The following is a 23,021-nucleotide window of genomic DNA, read 5'->3' on the forward strand; positions in this document are numbered from 1 at the left end:
GCCGAAACTCGGGCCGGGGCCGCCACTCCGGTCCGGCGGCTGCGAGCGGTGCCTCAGTTCGGCGTGACCTTCCGGTCCGACGACGTACAGCCGAAATGCACTGGCACCCCGTCAGCGGCCCGCGCTGACAGCGCTGTGTCAGTATCTGAGGAAAAGGCTTCGGTAATGGGGGACAGCCATGGAGAACGACCGCAAGCAAGCCGTCGACCAGGCACTGGTCCTGGGGCCCGGCGGGCGGCTGGGCACCGCATGGACGGCCGGACTGGCAGCGGGGTTACGCGAGTTCGGGCTGGACCTGGGAGAGGCCGACCTCGTCGTGGGGACCTCCGCCGGGGCGATCGTCGGCGCGGTCCTCGCCACTGGCCAGGATCCGAGCCGGCTCGCCACCCTCCCGGCCCGACGGCCCGCCGATGCCTCGTCCGTGCCGCGCCGCCCTGATCCGGCCGTGATGGGCGCGGTGTTCGCCGTCCTCGGAGACCCGGCCCTGGACCCGACCGAAGCCCGTCGGCGGGTTGGCCGCATCGCCCTGAAGACGGTTGACGCGGTAGCCGAGAAGCGTGCGATCGCCCAGCGCGCCGCACTGATCACCGCTGAGAGCTGGCCGCGGCGTCCTTTGCTGATCCCGGCCGTCGACGCCGAAACGGGCGAGCCGATCGTGTGGGACGCCGCCGCGGGGGTCGCACTGGTGCACGCGGTCGCCGCGTCCAGCGCGTTCCCCGGGATCGAGCCGCCCGTCACCGTAGACGGCCGCCGCTACATGGACGGTGCTCTGCGAGACGGCGTCAACATCGACCTGGCGGCCGGGGCCCGCAGCGTGGTGGTCATCGATCCGCTCGCCCACCGCCATCCCCACCCTGTGACGGAGGACGCCCACTTCGTGGCTCCTGATGCGGCCATGGTGCGCCTGCTCGATTCCGAGCGGCACGACCTCGAAGCCTGGGCAGCCGCCTACCAAGCCGGTGAGACCCAGGCCCGCGCGGCAGCCGAGGAACTACGCGCGCACTGGCGGCCCGTCGCGGACCGCGGCTGCGAGTGAGCACCCCGCGCAGGCCCGCTCGCCGTCTCGCCGAGGCCCGGATGACCGAATGATCCAGTTCGGGGTCGGCAGGCCTGCGCATCACCCTGGAGTGACCCGCCAGGCTACGCGTACCTCGGACAGTTCTACAGGCGGATGAGCTCGCGCGGGGTGGCGTGCGAGGCGCCGGACAAGACTGGAGTGTGCCGCCGGTTCGACCGCGACGAGTAGGCCCCGGCCGGACGGTGCCTCGCGCCCCACGGCCGACCCGGTCCGTATCGGCCGATGAGGCGCCTCCGCGGCTGCCGGCGGGATTCTCCGTCCTGTCCTGCACCCGGCGGTGCACCGACTGTTCCGCGCGACGGCACCCGCCACCGACCGGCCCCGGCTGGGGCGTTCGGACGTTCCTGCGGAGCCGTTCTGCGACCGACCGGAAGCTGGTCGGGCCCGGCCCAGGCTCTGCCAAGGTGGAGCGGGTCGGCGACCTGCAGAGCGTCGGGAACTGGTCCGCGGCGTCCTCGGCGCAGGCGTGTGACCGCGGCACCGGCGGAGGGGCGGACCGGCCCCGTGGACGGTCCGCCCCTCCGGGGGCGGTGCGTTCACTGCTGCTGGCGGCGTACCGTGTCGCCCCAGTAGCCGCCGACCTCATGGTGGTATGCGGCGTCATCGAGGTGTTCTTCCCGGACGAAGTCCGGGGCGTCCTTGACCTGTTGCCTGGTCCGGTCGACGTAGACCCTTTCCTCCGTGGTGTCGACACGGGTGATCGTGCCGGCAGGCAGGAGTACTTCCCTGCCGAAGATCCAGGGGCCGGTGTCGACGACGATCCAGGAGGCGTCGGTTTCGTACGAATGCTTGTCGACCTTGCCGATGGTGCCGTCGAGGGCTTCCACCCTGTAACCGGTGAGGTCCCTGTCCTCGAAGTGGGCGACGGTCAGGTGGTAGGCCCAGATGTTGTCGTTCACGGGTGCGGGTTCCCTTCTCGGTGCTGGTCGGTATGCGGACGCCCAGGCCGAGCGGACCGGCCGGGCAACACGGGCGCGCGCCAGTGCAGTTGCCGCGGGATCGTGCCGGATCCGGACGGCCGGCGTGAGCGGCTTGCGCCGGGCAGGTGGGTCGCCATGCGGCTCGCCTGCCCCGGATCGGCGGAACGATGCACACCGGTTCCCGGGGCCGAGGGTGGCAGGGGGTGGCGAGGTCGGCGCGCACGGCGATCTCGTGGTGGACGCGCGCCTTGAGGACGGACCGCGCCCCGTACGCCGCTTCAGAGATCCGGCGGGGCACTCTTTCGTTCCTGGCGGCCGATCCACCTGCCGCTTTTCCCGGTAGGTGGCGCCGCCGGCGAAGCCGGAGAGCGCATCGGGGCAGCGGCCGCGCTGTGCCCCAGGGGGCCGCTACCCGTTGTGGTTGAGGCGCGCAGAGGCCACACAGTCTCCTGGAGTGGTCCTCGGAGTCGACGCAAGACGTCCCGGGGGCGCCGGTCAGTGGTCCCAGGACCTCGGGCGTTCCAGTGCCTCCCACTCCGCACGGAGCAGGGACAGGACGGCGACGTCGAAGCGGCGCCCGCGGTGCAGACACGCAGAGCGGCGCACACCCTCGGATACGAATCCGGCCTTGGCCAATACCGCGAGCGCGGCCGTGTTGGTGGTGTGGGTGACGGCTTGGACGCGCTGCATCGGCAGTTCCCCGAAGGCGAGATCGGTCAACGCGTCCAGCGCGTCGGTTCCGTGGCCCTGCCCCCGGTGCCGGGGATCCAACATCAGGTGAACCTCCGCCGTGCCCTCGACCACGTCCTGGTCCACCAGGGCGATGTGGCCGATCGGGGTGCCGTCAGGGAGTAGCACCAAGAAGTCGTCCCGGTCGTGAGCCTCGCTGTCGCGCTCCATGCGCTCGCGGAGTGAGGCGAGGGAGCGCGGCCAGAAACCGATTTCGTGAGCGGCCACCGGATCGGACCGCCAGGCGTGCATCAACTCTGCGTCTTCGGCGTCGAGCGGTGCGAGGCTGACCGTCCTGCCCCGCTGGCACGGCACTCGGCCCGTCGCCGCGGCCGCTGTTTCCCACTCGTTCTCGATCACGGGCGGATGCTACGGCCTCCGGAGCCGGGCAACCATCGATTTTGCGCACCGCCCGCAAGGAACGACGTCGCGTCCCGCGTGTGCGTAGCTTGCCGATCGACCTCTGATCTCCGTGTGAGCGGGTGCTCGTGGTGCCCGTTTCTGGTTGGGATGACGGTCCCGTGGCAGAGCCGACCTTTCGATGCCGCCCTGATCCGCCGGCCTCTGGTTCGCGTTGCGCTGTTCGACGAGGCACGTGCGCCCGCAGACGACCACTATCGGCCGCAATCATGGACACGGCCCGTTACCGATGACGGCGAGCGCGACCACGAGTCACGCCCGCACCGGCGAGGAGACCGCCGATGGCGTTCTCAGGACGTGTAGCCCACCCGTCGGGATCCGGTCGAACAGGCGGCACCCCAGGTCCGCCTCCAGGTCGCGGATCCGGCGGCTGAGGGGCGGTTGGGCGAGGTGGAGCCGCGTGGCGGCCCGGCCGAAGTGCCCCTCCTCCGCCACCGCCACGAAAAAAACAGCGCAACGCCCTCAAGTCCATGAGCAGGCACGATACCGACAACAGCCCCGCTCCTGCGGAATCGGTCTTGGACGCGGCCGCGGGATGCGGGGTGAAGTGGAGCCGTTCCCGGACCAAACCCTCTGCCCAGGGCAAAACTGCCCCGTCCATCCCCCGATACCCCTCCGCCCCACGGCCTTCCGCAAGGAGTACCCATGTACGCGCATCCTGACGACCTCCACCGCGCCCGCTCCGTCGGCGCCGCCGCCAGGCCCGAGTTCGAGGCCTGGCTCGCCCTCCAGAAGGCGGTGGACCGCGAGGACGGCGCCGTCCCACGCCGCTACCGCGAGCTGATCTCCGTGGCGGTGGCACTCGTCACCCAGTGCGCGTACTGCCTCGACGTTCACACCGCGGCTGCGCGCCGACACGGCGTCACGGCCGAGGAACTCGCCGAGACCGCTTTTGTCACGGCCTCCGTGCGCGCCGGCGGTACCCTCGCCCACGCCCTTCTCGCCGACCGGCTCTTCGAACAGCACGGCCATCACGTCCCGTCCGTCACGTCGGCCAGTGCGGCGGCCCCATCCTGCTGACGGCCCGTCGGGCCGCATGCACCCAGGGCGACCATCACGCCCGCTCTTCCGGCCGGGAGCGGGGTTCGGACACCGCGGCCCGTGTGGTCCAGGGTGCGGCGGACACGCGCAGCCGGCCGAGCCGGGCTCGAGGCCCGGACCGGTCATCCTCGAATGGGACGATCTGCGCGCGGACTTCACGGTGTTCCGAGACGGCGGCGTGACCTTCGACGAGCCGGAGCAAGTGGACTACGGCTTCGGCGTCCGCATCGAGACGACGGACCCGGACGGCAACCGCATCTCCCTGCGCGAGCGAACCCGCGTAGGCCGTGACGACGGCTGACCCTTCATGGACTCGGCGCATCGCCTCCGTCCTCCGATCACGGGCGGACGCGCATGAGTCGGCCGGCACGGGTAACACGGGGTCAAATGAGACCTGAAAGCGGCACAGTCGGACGAGGTTCCGGCGGGCTGTCCGTCCTGTTGTTCCTGCCGGTGCAGGCGGCCTTCATGATCGGTGTGGGGCTGATGGTCACCGGCCCGCTCGCGGACCACTGGCCGGTGGCGGCAGAAGACGCCGTCAACCGGGCCCTGGCCGCGCACCGAGGCGTCCTCGCCGTCTCGTTCTCGGACTGGGTGTCCCTGTTGGCCGGCACCCGGAGCATCATCGGGCTGACCGTCGTCGCCGTCGCCGCGATCCTGGGGTTCTCCCGGGGGCGGTGGCTGCCGGAGGCGCTGTTCCTGGCCGTGGCAGTGGCCGCGCAGTCGGCCGTCTTCCTGCTGGTCACCCTCGTCGTCGAGCGGCCGCGTCCGGACGTTCAGCTGGACGCCGCGCCGCCGACTTCCAGCTTCCCCTCCGGGCACGTCGGGGCGTCGGTGGCCCTGTTCGGCGGTCTCGCCGTGATCGCGGCGCTCCACCTGCGCGGCACCCGCCGTTGGGCGCGGTGCCTCGTGATCGTTTCCCTGCTCCTCGTGCCGTCTGCCGTGGCGTTCTCCCGGCTCTACCGGGGGATGCACCACCCGTCCGACGTGATGGGCGGCTTGCTCAACGGGGCCTGCACCCTGCTCGTCGTCGCGCACGTGTTCCTGCTGCCGCGCCCCCGGCCGTCCTCGGCTCGCTTCTTCGGCGCGGTCGCCGAGGACAGGCTTCCGGCCGCCCGCACCACTCCTGCCACCGTCGACGAAGCCCCGGCGGCCCGACGGGCCGTGGTGGTGCGTCACCCGCACGGCTGCGGGGCGGAACTCGCCGGTCGCGTGAGGGGCGTACTGAGTCGCCACGGCTACAGCGAACAGGCGTGGACGGAGACCTCCGCGGAGCACGCCTCCGGCGGTCTCGCCGAGCTGATGGCAGACGCGGGCGCCGCGCTCGTAGTGGTCTGCGGTGGGGACGGTACCGTGCGCGCCTGCGCCGAGCTGCTGGCCGGCACCGGGACCCCGCTCGTGGTGGTCCCCTGCGGCACCGGCAACCTGCTGGCCCGCAACCTGCGGCTGCCCGCAGATCCGGCCGCGGCGCTGGAGTCGGCCCTGTCGGGGGAGAAGGCTCGGATCGACATGGGCAGGGTGGCCGGCGACGGGCTGCGGACCACCCGGTTCACCGTGATGGCGGGAGCAGGTATCGACGCCGCCATGGTCGGCGACGCCTCGGAGCGGGTGAAGGAGCGCGCCGGCTGGGTCGCGTACGTCCTGTCGGCCGTCCGCCACCTCCGGGACCCCAGGATGCGTCTGTCGATCCGGCTCGACGAGGGCCCTGTACGGGAGCGCCGTGCCCGCATGGTCGTCATCGGCAACGTCGGCACCCTGCAGGGAGGCGTGCCGCTGCTGCCCGACGCCCGGCCCGACAGCGGCCGGCTGGAGGTCGTGCTGCTCGACCCGCGGGGCGCCCGCGGCTGGCTCGCGACCGCAGGACACCTCGGGGCGCGCATGTTGCCCGGCCGGGCGGCGGCCGGTCCCCTAAGGGGGTACGGCAGGGTGGCCGGCGGCGCGCTGGAGTACTTCAGCGCCGCACGCGTCGACATCCGCTTCGCCCGGCCCCAGCCCCGCGAACTCGACGGTGACGTCATCGGCTCCGGCACCCGCCTGAGCGCGCAGGTGGAGCCCGGCGTGCTGTGCGTCTGGCTGCCGCCAAGTGCGCTGGAGGAGCGGCAACGCACGCCCACGGCCCGGACGACGGAGGTGACCGGGGGAGCGGGGCGCGCCGACGAGCCGCGTACGACCTCCATGACCGGACCGGCCGGCCGGACACACGACTCGGACGGGGGATGACTGCCGTGGGAACCGCGACCCGGGTACCGCAGCGCTGTGACGTGGATGCGGTGGCGGCAATACCGGAGGTGGACGGCGAGGAACTGTCCGCGGAGGAGGCCTTGGCCACACTGTCACGCTACGGAGGCTGGAGCCTCGTACGGGACTCCTTCGTCCGGTTCCGTTACGCCGACGGCTTCAGTCACTCCAGGGCGCTCGCCCTGCCGACGGTGCTGTCGATCGTACCGATGGCCATCGCCGTCATCGGACTGTCCGGCGTGCTGCACACCGAGGACATCGGCCGGGTGGCGGAACTGACGATTCGCAGACTGGTGAGCGGGCCCAGCCGGGAGTTGGTGGACGACGCGCTCGCGCGGAGCAGGCACCGGACCGGGGACGGCAGTCAGTTCGCCCTCTGGCTCGGCCTGCTGTTCGCCGTCATGAACGTGACCACCGCCCTGTGCCAGGTGGAGCGCGGCGCCAATCGCATCTACGGAACGGAACGCGACCGGCCCTTCCTGTACAAGTACACGCGTGGTCTGGTCATGTCCGTGCTGGCGGGCCTGCCGCTCGGCCTCAGCTTCGCGGTCACCGTCCTCGGCGACCACTTGGGCCGCGCCGTGGCGGATGTGTACGACCTCGGCGCGGGCACCCTCCGCGCGTGGGACGTACTGCGCTGGCCCGTGGGGGTGGTGCTGGCCCTCCTCGCCACCAGTGCCATCTTCAAGCTCTCCCCTCGCCGCGCCCAGCCCGGTTACACCTGGTTGGCCTTCGGAGCGCTGGTGTACCTGGGGTTGTGGCTGCTGGCGACGTGGGGACTGAGCCTGTACGTCGGGGCCGGTGGCTCCTTCGACACCGTGTACGGCCCCCTCAGCGCCTTCGTCTCGCTGTTGCTGTGGTCCTACCTGACCGCGTTGGCCCTTTTCCTGGGGCTGGCCTTCGCCGCCCAGCTGGAAGCCGTGCGGGCCGGGGTGAGGGAGCCGGTCAAGGAGGATCCCGGCGTCTGAGCGCGAAGCGTGCGGCAGGGGAAACCACGAGAGGAGCACGGCGACCATGGCACGACTCTCCACCCGCCGACGACTTCGCACCCGCCCAGGGCACCTGCTCGCCCGGCTCGTCTCCGGCCGCCCGGGACCGGACGCCCGCTTCGGCGCTCGGCTGCTGATGACGGTGGCCGCGGCCACGCTCGCTTCCGTGCCCTTCACGCTCGCCCTGATGCTGGTCGAATCGCGATGGCCGCCCTTGCGCCGGCTTGACCAGGGGGCGGCCGAGCGGCTGCACGCGGCCGCATTGGAGCATCCCTCGTGGGTGCGGGTACTCGAGTTCCTGACCGACGTGGTGTGGGATCCCCTGGCCATGAGGCTGCTGGTGGCGGCGCTGGTGGTGTGGCTCCTCGTGCGTGGTGCGGTGCGGCTGGCGTTGTGGGCGGCCGTCACCGCGACGGTCGGGGGCCTCCTCGGCCTGCTGCTGAAGAACGTGGTCGCACGGGCCAGGCCCCATCTGCCCGACCCGGTCGCCCAGGCGCCCGGGTTCTCCTTCCCCTCCGGGCACGCCATGACGGCCACCACGTCCTGCGCGGTGCTGCTGCTTGCGCTGCTGCCGCTGGTGCCCCGGCCATGGCGTCCGCTGCCGTGGGCGCTCGCGGCCGTCTCGGTGGTGGGCGTCGGCTATACGCGGGTGGCGCTCGGCGTGCACTGGGTGAGCGATGTGCTGGGTGGCTGGCTGCTCGGTCTGGCCGTGGTGACCGCGACGACGGCGGCCTTCGAGGCCTGGCGGGCGGACGTCGGACGGCGCCGCACCACCCCCGCGCAGGGCTTGGAACCGGAGATCCGCTCCGGACGCCCGGAGCCGCCGGTGGGTGCCGCGGAGCGTCCCTGAACGGGCTGATCGACGAGAAAGGCGGCCTGGAGGTCGTGGGGGACATGTCGGTGATCGCATTGCCGCCTGTTCGGGTGAAAAGCCCGCAATCCACCTGCCCTTGTGGCGCCCGTTCGGGCCATGGTCTCTCCAGAAGGAAGACCGCCGGACCGAAGGGACATCAGACGTGAGGCGCACCGCAACGATCCTGGCAGCAGCCGCGCTCGCCGTGCTGACCATGCCGGCCAACGCGCAAGCAGCGGCAATCGCATGTGGCGGAGGCACGTCCACCGGCCGAGTGGCCGTCAACGGCTGCATCAGCGCCCAGCGCGGGTCCCTCGGAAAGGTCATCACCCGGGAGATCACGGCACACCTCAAGGCACGGAACACGGGAAAGAAGGGATTGAACATCTCGTACGAAGCGTTCTTCCGTGTCGTCGACGGTGGCCACTGGGTGAAACTAGGCAGCGGCCGCACCTACCTTCAGCCGGGCGAGGCCCTCGGCCCCGTCGAGGTGGGGGCGACGACGCGCGTGTGCGGCCCGGTGAAGGTCGAGATCCGCGTACATGCCCGCGCCGACGGAGCGTCCTGGAGCGGCTGGTCCACCGCATCCACGAAGCAGTGCCAGACCTGAGTTCGGGGGAGGGAACCGGCCGGAAGCGGGGCCGCCGCTCAGGCCTCGGGAGGCGGGGAGCCTTCCCCATCCGCTGTCGGGTGGGGGGAAGGCTCCCCGGGCGGCAGGAAGCAGGCCGTGATCGCCTTGCCGCCGCGAAAGGCGTGGGCGTCCCACCGGTCGGAGAGGGCGTCGACGATGGCGAGGCCCCGTCCGGAGGTCGCCTGCGTCGAGGCGTCGCTCGGGGCCGGGAGGTGCGGGTCGCGGTCCGCGACGCTGACGTGCAGACAGCATCCGTCCCAGGTCGGGATGGGCCGGGCGGCACTGGGAGCGTGCACGTGTGCGTTGGTGACCAGTTCGGACACCGTGAGCAGGACGGAACGGACGGTGTCAGGGGCGTCCTCGGCCCACGGGGAACGACCGCGCCCAATCCACTGCTCGAAGCTTCACGGTGCCACCTCACCCTCGATTCACCTGCGGTCGATGCCTCCGTCGGTCAGGAACGCCCGGCCCGGTGACGGGGACGGTGGCCTTCCCGGCGGGTCACCAACAGGAGGGCGAGCAGCATTGGTGCGATCAGCAGAATCATGGTCCCCATGGTGATTCGTCTCCTCGCGATCGGTACTTCTCAGGCCCTTTCGCGTGTTTCCGCAGGGCCGCCCCCGAAACCCCGAGAACAACCAGATCGGTCCGCGGCATCACGGCCCTCCCCGGCGGGTGCTCGATGACGCGCAGGTCAGGGCTCGTTGGCCGGGGTGCCGGTGCACCTCAGACCGCGCGGGAGGAGGCCTCGTTCCGGAGGGTGCGCAGCAGTTCGAAGGAGGAGAGGCCGCCGGTTCCTCCGTTGTGCCAGATCTGCAGACGGGCGCCCTGCCGGGGATGCAGACGGTGGGCCGTCCAGCCGAGGTGCATCCAGGCGAAACGGTTGCTGCGGTGCTCGACCTGCCGGAAGAGCCGGATCGCTTCCGCGAGCTCGGCGGGACCACCACAGTCCAGTTGGGCTCGTACGTAGGCCGCCAGGTCGGCCGCGGTCGACCACAAGCCTCCCGCCCCGGCGAGATCTGCCAGGTTCCACGGAGGGGTGGGGCGGAGCCGGCCGTCGTGTCCCTGGGCGAGCCGACCGGGGCGCAGCAGGGCCCGCAGCACCATGCCCTTGGGCAGCCGGGGGAGCCCGGACATGTGGGTGGCCAGGTGCCGCACGGTGATCTCTTGGCCGTCAAGGAACGGTACGACTGCGCCTTCGGGGAGGAGACTGGCAAGCGGCTCGTCGAGATCCACCGTGCCGGCGACCGCCATCCGGGGCGAGGGCGAGCGAGGTGAAGGTCTTGGTGACCGAACCGATCTCGAACAGCGTGTCGGTACCCGGTGTTTCGGTGCCGCCGCGTGCGGTGTTCCCCGCACCCGCGAACCCCACATGCCCGTCGGCGACGGCGGCGACCACGACACCGACGTGCCGTCGGGCGAGCTGCTCCGCGGACGTCAGAGCGAGTGCACCGAGTCTCTGAGCGTTGTCCATACCCGAATCATGCGGACGGACGAACACCCGCCGACAGCGTCGTGATGATGATTCCCGGCGTGCGCATTGCGACTTGAGAAGGAGCGAGCCCGATACGAAGGAGAGTTGCCGACGAGGTCGGGTATTTCGAAGGAACCGACCCCAGGGGCGCCATGGCGCGGGGCGGGCGCCGCGCCTGTGCAGTACTCACGAGTCATGAAGCGCGGCGGTGCCACCAGTGCCTGCGTCGCGGATGCACGGCGCGGCCCAGCCGCAGGCCGATCAGGAGGTAACCGAGCAGTGCCCCGATGGTGTTGAGGATGACGTCGTCGATGTCGAAGACGCGTCCGGTGACGAGGGCGCCCTGGATCAGTTCCACCAGCGTCATCAGGCACACGGTCACCGCGGCGACCCTCAGCAGCCCGCGGGCGGGCGGCAGCAGGACGGGCAGGAGCACGCCGAACGGAACGCCCAGCAGCAGGTTGCCGCCCACTTGGCGGGCCGCCTCGACCGTCGACGCCCCTTCCAAGTAGGCGCCGATCGAGCGGCCGGGCCGGAGGTTGGCGTGCACCAGGTCCGCCGAGGCGGCGGAGGGTTCCAGGGTCAGCCGGGCCAGGACCACGCTGAACAGGACGGTTCCGGCGAAGGCGGCCAGCATGGCGAGGGCCCGTACGGCCGGGTGGGCCGGGTGGGCCCGGCTGCTCTTCGTACCGGTGTCCTGTCGGACCGCTTCCTGCGGCTTTTCGTCGCGCCGTCGCGCGTGGCTCCACGTCATGTGGGCGCGTCTACCCGGTGGGCGGATCGGTACGCGGGGCCGCGCCGGCGCATGGGCGCGGGCCCGGGAGGGCACGCGCACGGGGTGACCGACATCCCCCGCACCACTGCGCGGCGAGGCGCTCCGCCCGCCGCCGCTTCCACCGCCTGCGGCCTCGCGGCGCGAACCCGCGCCGAGTTGCGGCGCACGGCCGTCCGTGTGTGGACGGACAACCTGGCCGATCACGCGGCCGCCCTCACCTACTACGCGCTGCTGGCGCTGCTGCCGGCGCTCGTCATCGCCGTCTCCGTCGTGGGGTTGCTGGGCGGGGCGAGGCGGGACCGGCTCATCGCCGACCCGACCGCCTACGCGCCCCCGCAGTCGGCGCAGGTGCTCCGCGAGGCGCTGGGCGCCATCCCCGAGGGGCATTCCTCGATGTGGGCCCTGCTGCTCGGCGGAGTGGTGAGCGCGTTGTGGTCGGCGTGCAGTTACCTGGCGGTGTTCCGCCGCGCCCTGCACACGATGCACCGGGTGCCGGACACGCGGCGGCCGCTGCGTGCCGCGCACACCCTCGTCGTCCACGCGGCGCTGCTGCTGGTGCTGCTCGTCGTCGGCGCCGTGGGTCTGGTCGTGTCCGGGCCGCCGGCCCGGTGGGCCGCGCGGGCCGTGGGGGCGGGCGGTGCGGAGGCCGTCGCGTTCCTGCGCTGGCCGGTGCTCCTGGTGGTGGTGACCCTTCTGGTGCTGGTCCTGTTCCGGACCGGGCCGGCCCAGAGCCGGGGCACCCGGCGGGGGCTGCCCGGCGGGGTGCTGGCGGCGCTGCTGTGGCTGGCCGCCTCGGGTCTCTTCACGCTGTACACGCAACTGGACACGTACGGCCGGCTGTACGGGTCGCTGGCCGGGATCGTGGTCTTCGTGATCTGGCTCTGGTTCGCCAATCTCGCGCTGGTCACCGGCGCCCAGTTCAACGCGGAAAGGGCGCGGCGGCCGGCGGCCGGGGTGCGGGCTTGAGGCCCTGCGGCCCGGCCGCCCCGGGGCCGTTACTTCATCCGGCGGGCGCGGCGGGCGAGCACGGCGGCCGTCAGGACGCCGGCGACGGTGGCCAGCGCGGTGCGGTTGGCCCGTGCCAGGGTCGCGGCGCGGCCGGCCCTGGCCTTGGCGGAGGCGAGGTTGCGGTGCCCGGTGAGCCGTCCGGCGCGGGCGGCGGTGTCCCGAACGCGCGTCGCCGTCCGGAGCGCCCCGGCGCGGACGGGATCGGGTGTCTTGTCCTCCATGAGACGCCCGAGGTGCACGGCCGTTTCCCTGAGCCGGCCGGTGGCGCGTATGAAGCGCCCCCGGAGCTCCGCCGGACCGGGGACGGATTTGTGGTTGGCGTGCGGTATCAGCGTCATGGCGATGCCTCTCCTTGAAGTACGCCTTCTCGACAGCGAGTTGTCGGCGTTCGGCTGTGTGATGCGCGGGTACCCGGCAATGCCCGGATCACGCGCGCCGGGCCGCGACACGGCCCGTCAGCCCGCTCCGCCGGGGAAGATCTCCGTGGCCGTGGCGACGGCGAAGCCCCCCAGGCCTGGCCGACGGTCGGCTTCGCTGGACCGGCGACCTCGTCTTGGTTGGTCAGTACGTCGAGCAGGACGGGCCCCGGGGTCTTGAACGCCTTGCGCACGCCGTCGTGGAGGTCGTCGGGGTCGGTGACGCGGACGCCGGTCAGGCGGCGCTCGCCGCGCAGGGTGACGCAGCGGGAGAGCCAGAGGGTGGCCATGCCGGTCCAGGAGGTGAAGACGGCGTCGTAGGCGGCGTTGGAGTCCACCGCGGCGGCCAAGGCCTCGGGGTGGACGGCCTGGTCCCGGTTGTCCAGGGCCGTAGCCCGCCGGTGGGCTGCGCCGCTCAGAGACGAGCGCGCTCGGTCACACCCGTGACTGAGCGATTCAGTTGGCCCCTGAGCGTTTGTACTTGGCCCGGCTGAGCGTGACGGTTGGCCCAGGCCGTTCGCGGGTGGTACTCCGCTGAGCTGATCGGCTGCAGCCTCATGGTTTCTCGTTACCCGACAGCGCGGCCGATGAGTCTGTGGCTCCCGGCCGGTCCAAGCTCGTGTCACCCCAGGAAAGGACACGCCATGTCGGAGCTTCTCGTCGACTTCATCACCTCCCTCGACGGCCACGCATCGGGAGAGGGGTGGCCTGGGTTCTGGGGCCTCGAGGGCCCGGAGTACCTCGCATGGCTCAGCAAGCAGCCCGAGGCCACCTACCTGATGGGAGCGAACACCTACCGCCTCATGTCGGGGTTCGCCGCAGGCGAGGTCCCGCCTGGCCAAGACGAGTTCAGGCCCGAAGAAGAGGCGTCCGTCGACGAGCTCACGCAAGCGTCCAAGGTGGTGTTCTCATCCTCACTCGAGGAGCCACTGACGTGGGCCAACTCCACGCTCGTCCGCGACGATGCCGTCAAGGCGGTCCGCGCCATGAAGTCGAGTGGCGCGGGGCTCCTCAGTACGATCGGCAGCCTCAGTCTGTGCCGGTCCCTGCTGCGAGCGGGGCTCGTCGACCGCTTCCGGGTCGTGATGTTCCCGGTGATCACCGGGGCCACGGGCGAAGAGCGCATCTATGACGGCTATCCGGACGTTGCCCTTGAGATGATCGAGCACCGTACCTTCGACGGCCGCATCCAGCTGGTCGAGTACAAGCCCAGTGTGCTCGAGCACCCGCCACTCGGCGTCCGTGCCTGACGCCGCCCCGTCCGCCGCTGGGCGCATACTCGGGCAGAGCCTCGCGAGCCGAGCGCGCTACACGGCCGAACCGGCCGACTACGGTGCTGAGTCGCAACCCGCATGACGCGGTGAGCCGGAAACCGGGACACGCCCAAAGGGCGGTGGCGTCCGTGGCACGCGCCTGCTCGATGACGCGCAGGAATTGATCGGCCCAGCCGATGTCGGCGCGGTCGCGGTCGGCGCGTTCCACTTCGGTGGGGAGGGGCTCCTAGGCGACTGACGCTCCGCTACAGGGAGGTCGGTCGGCGTGCGGGCGGGGCGTCTGCCCCGGACGATGGGCAGAGCATCCATCCGCTGCCGTCAGGAGTCCTGCCCATGCTGGAGCGCACGCTGAAGAAGGACCGCACCGAGGTCACCTTCATCCTTCCCGCGGACACTCCGGCAGGGCCGGTCAGTGTGGTGGGTGACTTCAACGACTGGCAGCCGGGTGTCCACACCCTCCAGCTCCGTAAGGACGGCCGGCGCGCGGTCATGGTGGCTCTGCCAAGGGAGAGTGTCCACTTGTTCCGGTATCTGGCCGCCGGGGACTACTGGTTCAACGACGAAGGCGCCGGCGATCTGGAGGGGCCCAACAGCCGGCTCCACACCTGACTGGAATCTGGCTCCCGCCGCCGGCACCACACGGCCGGACGCCCTCGCGATGTCGGGGCACGGCCCCGCCGCGTCCCCAGTGGCCAAGGCCGCCGAAGACCTCAGTGCGGGTATGTGAGAGGCCGCGATCTGCCTCACGGGCCGTGCGTCACCCGTTCGGACGCGGCCGGGTCGCCAAACTGATCGTCCACTCACCCGACGGGCAGGGATGGCGCCGGGTGCGCTACGACGGCGTCGCGCACCGCCCGGCATCCTCGTTCTCCTCACGGTGGCCGGTGGAGAACGCGGAGGACGTGGACCTCACCGAACCCGACTTCGTGGAGTGGCGAGGCGCCGGACCGAGGCGGGACCCTCTCCCTGAGTGCTTCCTGCACCCGGGGAGGGGGTTGGCGGGAAGGCTGCTCCGTGCCGAGGTGCAGCAAGGTGGGGGGATGCCGGTTCGGGCTCCTTTCGGGGCGGCCAGGCCACATGGTGCCCCGCGCGCCGCCCGCAGGGGCCGGGCGGGCCCTGCGGTCGGATTCTGCTGGCGCCCTGTTGGGCGCGTCGGTTCAAAGATGAACTCCCGTCTCGTGGGCCAGTGCGTGCAGCAGGCGGTCCTGGAACACGTGGTCGTGGACTGCTTCATGTGGTTCCTGCCGCTGACGGTGGTACCAGTACCCGCCACTCGTCAGGGCCTGGGGATCGTCGCTCGACGCCAGCCACTCCTGCGTCCGGTGGCCTAGTTCGAGGTCGTCGGGCGCGTTCGGGCCTCCCATTCTCGTCGGCACCCAGCCCGGATCCACGGCATTGCTCATCACACCGGGGCGCAGACGGGCCACCGCGGCGGCGAGAGCCGTGACGAACAGCTTGCTGTCCGCGTACGACCCCGCGTGTTCGCCGCGCCAGTCGATGCCGGCCAGCGAGGAGTGCGGGTGTCCGCCGAAATGCGAGCCACTGCTCAGGTACACCAGCCGTCGTGGTGCGGGCAGCAGGGCTGTGAGCAGGTACGGCGCGATGATGTTGACGGGCATGACGGCCGGCCCGCTCCACACGCCGGCGTTGTGGATGACGGCGTGGAGGGGCTGTGCGGCGTTCAGCTCCGCGGCGATGCGGCGTACGGCGTCGCGGTCGGCGAAGTCGCCCACCACGATCCCTGCTCCTTGGTCCAGCAGTGGCCCGATGTCGGCCGCGCGTTTCTGGTTGCGGACGTGTACCACCACCTCGTGTCCCGCCGACAGCAGCGACTGCGCCGCGGCGCGTCCCAAGCCGTCGGCGGAACCGGTCACCAGAATCCGGCGGGTCGTGTGGGTCACGGGTCTCCTCGTGGAGGCAGGAGCTGCCATTGCGTGCGCCGTGGGGCGGGTGTGGTCCGCATCCTGGCATGAGCGGGGCGGACGGCCCTCGCACGAAGCGGAGAGCCGTCGAGTTCCGCCCGAGTGGCCGTGGCCTTCAGGGGGCGGTCAGGACGCGCCGCGCTGCTGGTCGCCGCCTGACCGCCGAGCTGTACAGGACGGCCCGCAGGAAGGCCTGACACACAGGAGGGACGGGCCCCGCCGGGGGCGATCGCGCGGGTCCCGTTCGTGGAGTCCGGTGGACGGTCACCACGGCGCTCCAGCCGCTTGCGGTTCGCGGCCCGGTCGGCGGGCTGCGGGATCACTGCCCGGATCCCGCGTTGCCGCAGACGGCGCGGATCGCCGGGGACGAGTGGTGACTGAGGACGGTTCCGCTCCGTCCTCGGTGGGGCCGATGGTAGGAGGAGGTGTGCGGAGCGTCGGCAACATCACGGGCCGCTTCGAAGTGGACAGGGTGGAACTCAAGCGAGCCCTCGGGCACTGACAGGTGACCGGCACCCCACGCGGCGGGAGCCGCGGGGTTCGGAAGCGTTACCGGAGGTGGGGTCCAGTGCCGGCCGCGGTGGCCGGGGCGGTAGTCGGGGACCTTGCACTGGGAACAAGGCGATCACCCCCTTGTGCGGTTGGATACGGCCGGTCTCAGAACAGGACGGGTACGGGCAGGTGCCGAAGATTTGGGTGCACCCGCTCCGCCGTGTTCGAACACCTGGCTGCCGACGTGGACCGGGGTCCCGGACCGGGGTCCGCAACGGTGACGCCGGCGAGGGGGGACCGGCTCCAGGGCGGGGCCCGGCCGGGGCTCACGAACCGGCCGGGCCCCGCGTGCGTGGACCTTCTCGTCGTCCTGCCACCGTGGCACGGACCGGCCCGTGCTGCTCGTCAGGGCTTACAGGTGCAGGCCGGCCCGGCAACCCCGCCGGAGCGGGCCGCCGCCGGGCGGGTCAGGTACCGGTCGGGGAAGAGAGCATTGGTGGCGCACTAGTGGGCGCGGAGGGGTTCTCGTCGGGCTGGGACTACCTGTTGCGCTGGTCGTGGGTGTCCTGGCGGAGCTGCTGGGTGTGGCGGGTCATGGCGTCGATGCGGTCGGCGAGCTCGGCGTCTTCGGGGCGTTGTAGGTGGGGGCGGCTGTCGGTGAGGGGCTGGACGAGGCGGGCGGCGTCGTTGTCGGTGAGGGCCGTGTTCAGGTCGCCGACGGCCCCTTGTGCGGTGGCGGGCAGTCCGGCGAGAGAGGTGACCTGTCCGGCGAGGCGGCGCAGGTCGGCTGCGTTGTCCCGGGCCCACGTGGTGACGGTCCGGTCGGCGGCGCGTGAGTCGCGGGTTGCCTGGACGCGTTCCTCGCCGGTGCTTCCCGCAGTGCCGGGGCGCAGGCGCAGGTAGCGGCGCTCGGCGGCCTGGCGGCTGGCGACGCCGAGGGGGCCTGCGAGCTCGGCCCAGCTCGCGCCCTGTGCGCGGGCGGTCTCGATGAGGGCGCTTTCCCAGCCGGCGAGCTGTTCGCGGACCTCCCGCAGCACCATCAGTGCGGCCAGGGCCGGGTGCGGGCCGCCCTCGGCTGTGGGCGGCGTGGCAGTCGGCGGCGTTCCCGTTGACGACTGCTGCGCGTTCTTCACGGACTCGTTGATGGCTACCAGTGCCGCTGCGGCGGCATGGAAGGGCACGGGTGTGTTCAGTGGGTCTGCTGGGGTCACGGCACGCTCCGTCGTCTTGTCATCCTCCAGATGACGTCTTGCTTGTCATCGTTTCGATGACATGCTACAACGGGAGCACGTTGAAGCGCATTGGCAGTTTCTGCCTGAACCAACTGGAGGTGTTTCGCGATGTTGATGCGCACCGACCCGTTCCGCGAGATGGACCGGATCGTCCAGCAGCTGTCGGGTACGTCGGGGACCTGGTCGAAGCCGTCGGTCATGCCGATGGACGCCTACCGCGAGGGCGACGCGTACGTGATCGCCTTCGACCTTCCCGGCGTGAGCACCGAGGCGATCGACATCGACGTCGAGCGGAACATGCTGACCGTCAAGGCCGAGCGCCGGCCCGCTGCGAAGGCCGACAGCGTGCAGATGGAACTCTCCGAGCGGCCCCTCGGTGTCTTCTCCCGCCAGGTCGTGCTGGCCGACACCCTCGACACCGAGCGCATCGAGGCCGACTACGAGGCGGGCGTCCTCACCCTGCGGATCCCGATCGCCGAGCGCGCCAAGCCCCGCAAGATCAGCATCGGCGAGTCCGGCCGCAAGCAGATCTCCGGCTGAACCACCCGGACCAGCCGGACGCGGAGGGCGGGACGCCCCGATCCCCCTCCGGCACCCGCCCTCCGCCCCCCCTGACCTTCCTCACCCCGTCGCGGAGGTGATGTCGATGTCGATGCGCAGGGAGTCGTTCCTGGCTTGTGTCCAAGAACGCGGCGAGTACCGAACCGCCGAAGCAGCCGAACGAGCCGCCCGCATCGTCCTGGCCCTGCTGGGCGCACACCTGGTCGGCACCGTGCGGGCCGAGCTCGCCGCCCGGCTCCCCGAGACCTACGCCCTGATCCTCCTGAACCCGCTGCAGGCCGCGGAACCTCTGTCACCGCAGCGGTTCGTCCGCGCGACCGCGGCCTGGATCGAAGGCGCCACCGAGAAGACGGCTCTGTGGGACATCAGTGCGGTCCTGTCCACCGCGGCCGACTCCGCGGGCGACGCCCTCACCCGCGAGATCCTGCTGCAGCTCCCGCCCGGCTACGACCTCCTCTTCGGCCACCCCGAACCCACCTGACCACTCCCGGCCCGAGGTCGGATCCTTCGCACAGAAAGGCAACCGCAGCCGTGTACGACCAGCCTCGAGTGAACCCGCCCCAGCCCGTCATGACGTTCGACCAGATGCTGGAACGCGTGCGCTACGAGGGCGCCTACCCCACCCGCGAACGCGCCGAAGAAGCCGTCCACCAGGTCCTGGCCGCCCTCGGCCGCCAGGTCACCGGCGACGAACGCGTCGGCCTCGCCCAATGCCTCCCCTTCGAAGCCGCCCTCACCCTCACCGCCCAGATCCCCGACACCGAACACCGCACCGGCTGGGGCTTCGTCAAGGACCTGGCCGCCCGCACCGGCGCCACCCCGGCCACCGCCCGCTGGGACACCGGCGCCGTACTCGCCGTCGTCACCCGCCTGGCAGGCCCCGACCTCCTCGCCCGCATCCTCACCCAACTCCCCGACGGCTACGCCCTCCTCTTCGGCCAGGCAGAACTGCGCCAGCCCCAGCCCGCCACCTGACCCGGCCGACGCCGCGCCGGCATGCCTCAGGGCCGGGACCGCGCCGCGGTCCCGGCCCTGAGGGCGTGAGGGTCAGTGCTTGAAGACGCCCTTGATCTTCTCCTTGGCCTCACGCGCATCACCCCTGGCCTGATCCGTACGGCCCTCGGCAGCCCTCCGCTCATTGCCCGTCAGGCGGCCGGCGGTCTCCTTCAGCTTGCCCTTGGCCTGCTCGCCCTTCGCCTTGGCCTTCTGCTCACCAGACACAGCTGATCACTCCCTGCTCGATCGGAAAGGACTTGCAGAGCCCCGTATGACCGATGGGTCCCCTGCTAAACGCACGGGGGACCACATCCGGCACCCGATTGCGGCCGGGACCGGTCAGACCCCGCCCACACGCGCCGCTTTCCATCGCGTCCTCGCGCGCCCCTGCCCTGCTCCGTTGTACTGGGGCCAAGCAGAGTGCACTCCAGGGTTCGACGGCGAGGAGTCGGGGTGGCAGTTGACCATGAGCAGGCCGGCTTCGGGCCGGAGCAGGGCGCTCATGGCGTCCGAGCTCTCGGATCCCATGGCGAAGTCCTGGCCGACGACGATCCTTGGTTCGGGTTCCCGCCGCACTTGGCGTCGGTCTCGGCCTTGAAGGCGGTCTGGAAGGCCTTGGGGTCCTTGATCAGGACGATGGTGATGACGCTGCGCCTGCCGCGGTATCCGGTCTCGGTCACGGAGAAGGCAGGACCTGACCTGGGGAATCGATAGGGCCGACGGCGGAGCCGTCCTGGCCATCCCGATCCGCCTCAACCACGACCAGGTCCACTACATCTCCGGCCGCGCCATCCACCGCGCCTCCGAGAGCTACGCGTTGAAGGCAAGGCCGATGCGAAGGACGCCGCCGTCGTCTCCGACCAGGTCCGCATCCGCCGTGACCCACACCCATGACGCACCGGCGATGGAACCGTCACGGACCTCGAGATCCTCACCGGTCGGCTCATGGATCTCGTCGCCGACCGCACCCGCACCGTCAACCGCCTCCGGGCCCAGCTGACCGGCTACCAGACCTCCGCGCCCATCCGCCGGCCCGGCGCCAAGCGCCTGGAGACCTGGCTGCGGAACCGAAAGGTTCTCCGCGCCGAACGGCTCGCCGAGACCGCGGTCGAGGCCGCCGAACGGCAGCACACCAGCCTGCCCGGGGAGAAGCTGACCGCCCGGATGGTGCTCACTCCGGAGAAAGTGGTGCTGGTCGTCAACGAGCAGGTCGCCGAGCTCGACAAGGTCATCGAGGCCCGGTTTCGCGACCACCGCCACTTCGAAGTGATCACCAGCATGCCCGGCCTCGGCATCATCCTCGGCGCCGAGTTCCCGGCCGCCACCGGCGGCGACATGGCCGTCTTCGGCACCCCCGACCGTCTCGCCGGCTTCGGCGGAGTCGCCCCAGTCCCAGGCGACTCCGGCAAGATCAGCGGCGACTTGCGACGCCCGCAACGCTACAACCGCCGGCTCCGGCGCGTGCTCTGAACCTCCGCGTTGTTCAGCAGCCGACGGTCCGAGGAATCCCGCCGGTTCTACGACCGCAAGCGCGCCGAGGACAAGCGGCACGCGCAGGCCGTCCTCGCGCTCGCCCGTCGCCGCGTCAACGTCCTCTGGGCCCGGCCCTCCTCCGCGACGGACGGTGCTACGAGCTCACACCGCCGACCGTCCTCGCGGCTTGACAGACCGCATCGGGAATCGCCGGCACAGGACAGTATGAGCGCTTCAGCCGGCGGCTGAGCGATGCAGTCGGTTCGCGGAGAGCAGCCACCGCCAGCGCGGACGCTCCGTGACGAGTGTGGCAGCGGCGAGCAGGGTCACGGGAACCGCCGCCCAGGCGGGCCAGACCAGCCACGAAGCGACAACGGCCGCGGCGAGCTGGAGCAGCACCAGCAGGATCGTGGCCCAGCCCGGCACCGCGATGATTACGTTGGCCTTGTCCCCTGGGGTGGAGAACAACGTCGGAAGGCCGATCAGGGCCACCACGGATAGGGCGGCGAGCAGCCATGAGTGGTCGGCCAGGGCCCAGGGGGTGGTCACCCACGCGACGAGTTCCGTCGCGAAGCGCAAGGCGGACGCGGTGCGGTCGTCCGGTCGTCCAGAGGTCGTATCCCCACCAGCTGCGTCGGTCACCTGCGGAGGATCCCACGGCGTGCGGCCGACTGCCAGGGGTTTGGGGCGCTGCTGTCGCACCCCGCACCATGGCTTCCCGTATGCCCTGGAAAGCCGGAGACACACGCACGTTGACGCTGAGCGCCCAGCCCTGCGGGTACGTCAGGGCTGCTCCCCCGAGAGGAGCGGTTCGAAGCAGCAGTAGGCGGCGTAGTTCCTGAAGTGCCGTGCGTACAGCTCCGAGCCGTCGGTGAGGCGCTCGTCGAGCACCTCACCGACGTCGACGACATGCCGCGGCCGCCAGGTGATCAACTCGCCGGCTTCGTTCTCGTAGCTCGTCTCCAGGCCCTTGCCGTGCACTTCGGCCTTCTCGCGGGCCCGCGCCTCGTCGGCCGCGGTCAGCAGGACGAAGCTTTCCTGGTAGAGCGGAGCGTGATCGTTGCTGTCGGCCGAGGTCTCACACGGCAGGACAGCGATGTAAGTGGTCATGGTCCCGGCAATTTCTTGAAGCGGTTGTCGTTCAGCGCCCTGCTGGAGGGGACCGAGACCACGGACGTCTTCACCGTCGCCGAGACCCTGGACGAAGCCCCCCGGGCCGGCTGGTGACGCGACTGCCTCTGGATGCCGATGTGGGGTTCTACCGGCGGAAGCAGTCGCCGACATACGTGCTCCGTGTACCCGGGGAGCACGACAGGCTGACGTGTTGCTCGGTGCTGAGCCGCCATGGCAGGTGGAGTTCAGACGCGGGGGAGCCAGTCGTCGGCGGCGTCGAAGTGTTCCTGTGCGCGTTGTGCCTTCTGCTCGAGGAGTCGGCGGAACCCTGCGAGGGTGTAGCGCTCGGCGGTGCCCGCTCTGGCCCCGGGGATGCCTGCGACGGTCGCCATGCACTGCTGGGGCTGGGGTTGCCAGCCGGTGACCCGGACCCGTAGGTGCATGTGTTCTGCGCGCCGGTGCAGGACCAAGAGGTGGAGCAGGCCGTTGACGTCCATGGCCGTGACAGCGTGCAGGTCCACCAGGAGGTCGTGCTCCACCAGGGTCACGTGGTCCAGCGCGCGCTGGAGTACTTCTCCAGCCCCTTCGTCGAGCTCTCCTTGGGCGCTGATCAGAATCTGGCTGCCGCAGTGCTGGACGTCCACGTCGATCAAGGTTCTGCTCCCGTCCCCGCAGGCTCCGTACCCACGGGGCCCCATCCTGGCGCGGTATGGGGTTGTGCTGGTGCGCGGCGCGCTGAAGTGCCGGTACCAGGCTGGGAGGGGTTTTGATCGGGACGGGGCAGGCCTGTTGGCCGGAGAGTTCTTGTCAGCGGTGGACCGGGGGCGGGACCTGCCTTGGCCGGCTGCTGGGGGATGCCTTGCGTAGGAGGTGGACACCATTCCCCGTGGCGGGACACCAACTCGTCGATCGGCCGGTCATCCACCACCCTCGACGGCTGCGGCTCGGCTTCCTCACCGGGCTCGGCCTCGGACGCGTTCTCACTGCTCATCGGTGCATCTTCCGCGATCGGGAGCGGCACCGAACGATACGTCCCGAATGACGTCAACGGCGACAGAAGGGGCGACCTGATGGCCCGCCCGGCATCCCGAGACGACGTGTACCGGCACCGCGACCTACCCTCCCGGTGAAGGTCGGCACCGGGTGGACCATCCCGCGGCCCCAGGCCGCTGAGAGCGGCGGCGCGGATCCGCCCGCTGGCCGCGGCGGCGACCGGGCCCCGTAGGCGCATGTGCTCGCGCCGGCAGCGCGTCGGGAGAGGTGCCCCACGGGGAGGAGGCCGGAGTGTTGGCTGGTGGACGGGGTGCGGCGCACACACGGACGGTCCGCCTGGAGGGTTGGTGGGGCTTGCGGACGACGACGGGGCGGGGGGACCGGGTTGGCAGG

General features: G+C 71.2%; 28 protein-coding genes and 1 pseudogene. 14 read left to right on the forward strand and 15 right to left on the reverse strand.

Features of this window, described 5'->3' with window-relative positions:
- Positions 1-178 precede the first annotated feature (178 nt).
- Complete coding sequence (locus tag ACFYYJ_RS08835) at positions 179-1,036, forward strand: patatin-like phospholipase family protein (RefSeq protein ID WP_389130113.1); 858 nt, start codon at positions 179-181, stop codon at positions 1,034-1,036.
- A gap of 578 nt (positions 1,037-1,614) precedes the next feature.
- Here the strand turns inward: ACFYYJ_RS08835 and ACFYYJ_RS08840 are convergent.
- The 3 genes and pseudogenes from ACFYYJ_RS08840 to ACFYYJ_RS08850 form a co-directional block, all read right to left on the reverse strand.
- A complete protein-coding gene (locus tag ACFYYJ_RS08840) occupies positions 1,615-1,977 on the reverse strand; it encodes a PRC-barrel domain containing protein (RefSeq protein ID WP_384729578.1) in 363 nt (120 codons plus the stop codon).
- A 516-nt stretch (positions 1,978-2,493) separates the two neighbouring features.
- Entirely contained in the window at positions 2,494-3,087 is a 594-nt protein-coding gene (locus tag ACFYYJ_RS08845) for a GNAT family N-acetyltransferase (protein WP_389130117.1), read from the reverse strand.
- A gap of 366 nt (positions 3,088-3,453) precedes the next feature.
- Positions 3,454-3,588 (reverse strand): annotated as a pseudogene (locus tag ACFYYJ_RS08850) (LysR family transcriptional regulator); the annotation flags it as partial.
- Positions 3,589-3,792: 204 nt separating this feature from the next.
- Between ACFYYJ_RS08850 and ACFYYJ_RS08855 the strand changes: the two are divergent.
- The 6 genes from ACFYYJ_RS08855 to ACFYYJ_RS08880 all read left to right on the forward strand — a co-directional run bounded on the left by ACFYYJ_RS08855 (position 3,793) and on the right by ACFYYJ_RS08880 (position 8,878).
- Positions 3,793-4,167 (forward strand): carboxymuconolactone decarboxylase family protein, encoded by a 375-nt coding sequence (locus ACFYYJ_RS08855; protein ID WP_389130120.1) that lies wholly within the window; start codon positions 3,793-3,795, stop codon positions 4,165-4,167.
- Positions 4,168-4,348: 181 nt separating this feature from the next.
- Positions 4,349-4,489 carry a hypothetical protein gene (locus ACFYYJ_RS08860; protein ID WP_389130123.1) on the forward strand — a complete coding sequence of 47 codons (141 nt, stop codon included), beginning with the start codon at positions 4,349-4,351 and terminating at the stop codon, positions 4,487-4,489.
- An 86-nt stretch (positions 4,490-4,575) separates the two neighbouring features.
- Positions 4,576-6,408 (forward strand): diacylglycerol kinase family protein, encoded by a 1,833-nt coding sequence (locus ACFYYJ_RS08865; protein ID WP_389130126.1) that lies wholly within the window; start codon positions 4,576-4,578, stop codon positions 6,406-6,408.
- A gap of 5 nt (positions 6,409-6,413) precedes the next feature.
- Positions 6,414-7,394, forward strand: coding sequence for a YihY/virulence factor BrkB family protein (locus ACFYYJ_RS08870; RefSeq protein WP_389130129.1), 981 nt, complete (start codon positions 6,414-6,416; stop codon positions 7,392-7,394).
- 157 nt (positions 7,395-7,551) lie between these two features.
- Complete coding sequence (locus ACFYYJ_RS08875) at positions 7,552-8,265, forward strand: phosphatase PAP2 family protein (RefSeq protein ID WP_389130507.1); 714 nt, start codon at positions 7,552-7,554, stop codon at positions 8,263-8,265.
- Between the two features lie 166 nt (positions 8,266-8,431).
- Positions 8,432-8,878, forward strand: coding sequence for a hypothetical protein (locus ACFYYJ_RS08880; protein ID WP_389130132.1), 447 nt, complete (start codon positions 8,432-8,434; stop codon positions 8,876-8,878).
- A gap of 38 nt (positions 8,879-8,916) precedes the next feature.
- Here ACFYYJ_RS08880 and ACFYYJ_RS08885 read toward each other — a convergent pair whose 3' ends face one another.
- The 4 genes from ACFYYJ_RS08885 to ACFYYJ_RS08900 all read right to left on the reverse strand — a co-directional run bounded on the left by ACFYYJ_RS08885 (position 8,917) and on the right by ACFYYJ_RS08900 (position 11,127).
- The gene (locus ACFYYJ_RS08885; protein ID WP_389130135.1) at positions 8,917-9,222 is read right to left on the reverse strand and encodes an ATP-binding protein; all 306 of its coding nucleotides are present in this window, start codon (positions 9,220-9,222) and stop codon (positions 8,917-8,919) included.
- Between the two features lie 403 nt (positions 9,223-9,625).
- Positions 9,626-10,153, reverse strand: coding sequence for a serine hydrolase (locus ACFYYJ_RS08890; protein ID WP_389130138.1), 528 nt, complete (start codon positions 10,151-10,153; stop codon positions 9,626-9,628).
- A complete protein-coding gene (locus ACFYYJ_RS08895) occupies positions 10,074-10,373 on the reverse strand; it encodes a serine hydrolase (RefSeq protein WP_385365388.1) in 300 nt (99 codons plus the stop codon). The genes ACFYYJ_RS08890 and ACFYYJ_RS08895 overlap by 80 nt, the downstream gene beginning before the upstream one ends.
- A 193-nt stretch (positions 10,374-10,566) precedes the next feature.
- On the reverse strand, positions 10,567-11,127 hold the full coding sequence (locus tag ACFYYJ_RS08900) for a VanZ family protein (protein ID WP_389130141.1): 561 nt from the start codon (positions 11,125-11,127) through the stop codon (positions 10,567-10,569).
- A gap of 93 nt (positions 11,128-11,220) precedes the next feature.
- Here ACFYYJ_RS08900 and ACFYYJ_RS08905 point away from each other — a divergent pair, with 93 nt between their 5' ends.
- Positions 11,221-12,114 carry a YihY/virulence factor BrkB family protein gene (locus ACFYYJ_RS08905; protein WP_389130510.1) on the forward strand — a complete coding sequence of 298 codons (894 nt, stop codon included), beginning with the start codon at positions 11,221-11,223 and terminating at the stop codon, positions 12,112-12,114.
- A 29-nt stretch (positions 12,115-12,143) separates the two neighbouring features.
- Here ACFYYJ_RS08905 and ACFYYJ_RS08910 read toward each other — a convergent pair whose 3' ends face one another.
- Entirely contained in the window at positions 12,144-12,494 is a 351-nt protein-coding gene (locus tag ACFYYJ_RS08910) for a hypothetical protein (RefSeq protein WP_389130144.1), read from the reverse strand.
- Between the two features lie 722 nt (positions 12,495-13,216).
- Between ACFYYJ_RS08910 and ACFYYJ_RS08915 the strand changes: the two genes are divergently transcribed.
- Both ACFYYJ_RS08915 and ACFYYJ_RS08920 read left to right on the forward strand, forming a co-directional pair.
- Entirely contained in the window at positions 13,217-13,822 is a 606-nt protein-coding gene (locus ACFYYJ_RS08915) for a dihydrofolate reductase family protein (protein WP_389130147.1), read from the forward strand.
- Between the two features lie 357 nt (positions 13,823-14,179).
- On the forward strand, positions 14,180-14,455 hold the full coding sequence (locus ACFYYJ_RS08920; protein ID WP_385127317.1) for an isoamylase early set domain-containing protein: 276 nt from the start codon (positions 14,180-14,182) through the stop codon (positions 14,453-14,455).
- Between the two features lie 548 nt (positions 14,456-15,003).
- Here ACFYYJ_RS08920 and ACFYYJ_RS08925 read toward each other — a convergent pair.
- Together ACFYYJ_RS08925 and ACFYYJ_RS08930 are read right to left on the reverse strand one after the other, a co-directional pair.
- Positions 15,004-15,747: an SDR family NAD(P)-dependent oxidoreductase gene (locus ACFYYJ_RS08925; protein ID WP_389130150.1), complete on the reverse strand. Its 744-nt coding sequence runs from the start codon at positions 15,745-15,747 to the stop codon at positions 15,004-15,006.
- Between the two features lie 1,052 nt (positions 15,748-16,799).
- Entirely contained in the window at positions 16,800-17,471 is a 672-nt protein-coding gene (locus ACFYYJ_RS08930) for an HSP18 transcriptional regulator (RefSeq protein WP_389130152.1), read from the reverse strand.
- A 129-nt stretch (positions 17,472-17,600) separates the two neighbouring features.
- Between ACFYYJ_RS08930 and ACFYYJ_RS08935 the strand changes: the two genes are divergently transcribed.
- The 3 genes from ACFYYJ_RS08935 (at position 17,601) to ACFYYJ_RS08945 (ending at position 19,028) form a co-directional block, all read left to right on the forward strand.
- Positions 17,601-18,032, forward strand: a complete 432-nt coding sequence (locus ACFYYJ_RS08935; protein WP_389130154.1) for an Hsp20/alpha crystallin family protein — start codon at positions 17,601-17,603, stop codon at positions 18,030-18,032.
- A gap of 106 nt (positions 18,033-18,138) precedes the next feature.
- The gene (locus ACFYYJ_RS08940; protein ID WP_389130157.1) at positions 18,139-18,534 is read left to right on the forward strand and encodes a DUF2267 domain-containing protein; all 396 of its coding nucleotides are present in this window, start codon (positions 18,139-18,141) and stop codon (positions 18,532-18,534) included.
- Positions 18,535-18,623: 89 nt separating this feature from the next.
- Positions 18,624-19,028, forward strand: a complete 405-nt coding sequence (locus tag ACFYYJ_RS08945; protein WP_389130159.1) for a DUF2267 domain-containing protein — start codon at positions 18,624-18,626, stop codon at positions 19,026-19,028.
- Positions 19,029-19,100: 72 nt separating this feature from the next.
- Here the strand turns inward: ACFYYJ_RS08945 and ACFYYJ_RS08950 are convergent, their stop codons facing one another.
- Both ACFYYJ_RS08950 and ACFYYJ_RS08955 read right to left on the reverse strand, forming a co-directional pair.
- Complete coding sequence (locus tag ACFYYJ_RS08950) at positions 19,101-19,274, reverse strand: CsbD family protein (protein ID WP_389130161.1); 174 nt, start codon at positions 19,272-19,274, stop codon at positions 19,101-19,103.
- 275 nt (positions 19,275-19,549) lie between these two features.
- The gene (locus ACFYYJ_RS08955) at positions 19,550-19,729 is read right to left on the reverse strand and encodes a hypothetical protein (protein WP_385127309.1); all 180 of its coding nucleotides are present in this window, start codon (positions 19,727-19,729) and stop codon (positions 19,550-19,552) included.
- Between the two features lie 265 nt (positions 19,730-19,994).
- Between ACFYYJ_RS08955 and ACFYYJ_RS08960 the strand changes: the two genes are divergently transcribed.
- Positions 19,995-20,519: a transposase gene (locus ACFYYJ_RS08960; protein WP_389130163.1), complete on the forward strand. Its 525-nt coding sequence runs from the start codon at positions 19,995-19,997 to the stop codon at positions 20,517-20,519.
- A 237-nt stretch (positions 20,520-20,756) separates the two neighbouring features.
- On the opposite strand, the gene ACFYYJ_RS08965 is transcribed toward ACFYYJ_RS08960, so the two are convergent.
- From ACFYYJ_RS08965 to ACFYYJ_RS08975, 3 genes are all read right to left on the reverse strand, one after another.
- Positions 20,757-21,164 carry a hypothetical protein gene (locus ACFYYJ_RS08965; protein ID WP_389130165.1) on the reverse strand — a complete coding sequence of 136 codons (408 nt, stop codon included), beginning with the start codon at positions 21,162-21,164 and terminating at the stop codon, positions 20,757-20,759.
- Positions 21,165-21,305: 141 nt separating this feature from the next.
- Positions 21,306-21,632, reverse strand: coding sequence for a DUF4288 domain-containing protein (locus tag ACFYYJ_RS08970; RefSeq protein ID WP_389130167.1), 327 nt, complete (start codon positions 21,630-21,632; stop codon positions 21,306-21,308).
- A 248-nt stretch (positions 21,633-21,880) separates the two neighbouring features.
- Positions 21,881-22,279: an STAS domain-containing protein gene (locus ACFYYJ_RS08975; RefSeq protein WP_385127336.1), complete on the reverse strand. Its 399-nt coding sequence runs from the start codon at positions 22,277-22,279 to the stop codon at positions 21,881-21,883.
- Positions 22,280-23,021 lie beyond the last annotated feature (742 nt).

The organism is Streptomyces sp. NPDC002467 (assembly GCF_042889825.1).
Classification (GTDB): Bacteria; Actinomycetota; Actinomycetes; order Streptomycetales; family Streptomycetaceae; genus Streptomyces.